This window comes from Paracoccus sp. PAR01, from assembly GCF_014851995.1.
Classification (GTDB): Bacteria; Pseudomonadota; Alphaproteobacteria; order Rhodobacterales; family Rhodobacteraceae; genus Paracoccus; species Paracoccus litorisediminis.
The window spans coordinates 1-2,500 of the sequence record NZ_JACVAW010000050.1 but is presented as its reverse complement, the minus strand read 5'-3'; the positions used below and the strand labels follow the sequence as shown (position 1 = coordinate 2,500).

1 tRNA gene and 2 rRNA genes (1 of these 3 cut by a window edge) are annotated in these 2,500 nt (G+C 54.2%); all 3 read left to right on the top strand.

From position 1 onward, the window contains the following. Positions 1-2,157, top strand: a 23S ribosomal RNA gene (locus IB235_RS24275); it begins 676 nt to the left of the window's first position. Positions 2,158-2,243: 86 nt separating this feature from the next. Beyond that, positions 2,244-2,358 (top strand): 5S ribosomal RNA (rrf, locus tag IB235_RS24270). A gap of 64 nt (positions 2,359-2,422) precedes the next feature. After that, positions 2,423-2,499 (top strand) — tRNA-Met (locus IB235_RS24265). Position 2,500 lies beyond the last annotated feature (1 nt).

The following is a 2,500-nucleotide window of genomic DNA, read 5'->3' as shown; positions in this document are numbered from 1 at the left end:
TAGTTAGATGGATCAGACCCGAAACCGAGTGATCTAGGCATGAGCAGGATGAAGGTTGGGTAACACCAACTGGAGGTCCGAACCCACACCTGTTGAAAAAGGTCGGGATGACTTGTGCCTAGGGGTGAAAGGCCAATCAAACTCGGAGATAGCTGGTTCTCCGCGAAAGCTATTTAGGTAGCGCCTCGGACGTATCCTCTTGGGGGTAGAGCACTGCATGGATGATGGGGGCCCACAGCCTTACTGAGTCTAAGCAAACTCCGAATACCAAGAAGGACTATCCGGGAGACACACGGCGGGTGCTAACGTCCGTCGTGGAGAGGGAAACAACCCTGACCAACAGCTAAGGCCCCCAATTCGTGGCTAAGTGGGAAAGCATGTGAGACTTCCAAAACAACCAGGAGGTTGGCTTAGAAGCAGCCATCCTTTAAAGATAGCGTAACAGCTCACTGGTCTAATTAAGAGGTCTTGCGGCGAAGATGTAACGGGGCTCAAGCCACGAGCCGAAGCTTTGGATGTGCATTTATGCACGTGGTAGCGGAGCGTTCTGTGATATAGAACGCTGCCTCCTTAGTATCCTCGGATACATTGGAGGCAATGTTCTGACTGTGAAGCCGGGCTGTAAGGCATCCGGTGGAGTGATCAGAAGTGAGAATGTTGACATGAGTAGCGACAAACAGGGTGAGAGACCCTGTCGCCGAAAGTCCAAGGGTTCCTGCTTAAAGCTAATCTGAGCAGGGTAAGCCGGCCCCTAAGGCGAGGCCGAAAGGCGTAGTCGATGGGAACCAGGTTAATATTCCTGGGCCAGGAGATGGTGACGGATCGCAGAGGTAGTTCGGTCTTAACGGATTGATCGGGCTGCTGAGTGGTTCCTGGAAATAGCCCTCCATGAGACCGTACCCTAAACCGACACAGGTGGACTGGTAGAGAATACCAAGGCGCTTGAGAGAACCACATTTAAGGAACTCGGCAAAATACCTCCGTAAGTTCGCGAGAAGGAGGCCCCGTTTGTACGCAAGTATGGGCGGGGGGCACAAACCAGGGGGTGGCGACTGTTTACTAAAAACACAGGGCTCTGCGAAGCCGTAAGGCGACGTATAGGGTCTGACGCCTGCCCGGTGCCGGAAGGTTAAAAGGAGATGTGCAAGCATTGAATTGAAGCCCCGGTAAACGGCGGCCGTAACTATAACGGTCCTAAGGTAGCGAAATTCCTTGTCGGGTAAGTTCCGACCTGCACGAATGGCGTAACGACTTCCCCGCTGTCTCAAATGTGGACTCAGCGAAATTGAATTGTCTGTGAAGATGCAGACTTCCCGCGGTTAGACGGAAAGACCCCATGCACCTTTACTATAGCTTCGCACTGGCATCAGGATTGTGATGTGCAGGATAGGTGGTAGGCATTGAAGCAGTGACGCCAGTTGCTGTGGAGCCATCCTTGAGATACCACCCTTCGCACTCTTGATGTCTAACCGCGGCCCGTTATCCGGGTCCGGGACCCTGCGTGGTGGGTAGTTTGACTGGGGCGGTCGCCTCCCAAAGAGTAACGGAGGCGCGCGAAGGTTGGCTCAGAGCGGTCGGAAATCGCTCGTTGAGTGCAATGGCAGAAGCCAGCCTGACTGCAAGACTGACAAGTCGAGCAGAGACGAAAGTCGGCCATAGTGATCCGGTGGTCCCGAGTGGAAGGGCCATCGCTCAACGGATAAAAGGTACGCTGGGGATAACAGGCTGATGATGCCCAAGAGTCCATATCGACGGCATCGTTTGGCACCTCGATGTCGGCTCATCTCATCCTGGGGCTGGAGCAGGTCCCAAGGGTATGGCTGTTCGCCATTTAAAGAGGTACGTGAGCTGGGTTTAGAACGTCGTGAGACAGTTCGGTCCCTATCTGCCGTGGGTGTAGGATACTTGAGAGGAGTTGCCCCTAGTACGAGAGGACCGGGGTGAACGTTCCACTGGTGGACCAGTTGTCGTGCCAACGGCAGTGCTGGGTAGCTATGAACGGACAGGATAAACGCTGAAGGCATCTAAGCGTGAAGCCCCCCTCAAAACAAGGTATCCCTTGAGAGCCGTGGAAGACCACCACGTCGATAGGCCGGAGATGTAAGTGCAGTAATGCATTCAGTTGACCGGTACTAATGGCTCGATTGGCTTGATTTGATCCGGAAGAAGACAGACCTTCTTCCAAAAGCATCCTTGGACAACTGAAACCCTACGGGGTAACGCCGATATCGCTTCTTTTCTGGTCTGGTGGCTTTAGCACGAGCAAAACACCCGATCCCATCCCGAACTCGGCCGTTAAGTGCCGTCGCGCCAATGGTACTGCGTCTCAAGACGTGGGAGAGTAGGTCACCGCCAGACCTGAAAAGAAGCGATCGTCTCTCGAAACGATGAACCAGCGCTATCTCCCGATCAGCGCAAATGGCGCGGGGTAGAGCAGCCCGGTAGCTCGTCAGGCTCATAACCTGAAGGTCGCAGGTTCAAATCCTGCCCCCGCAACCAA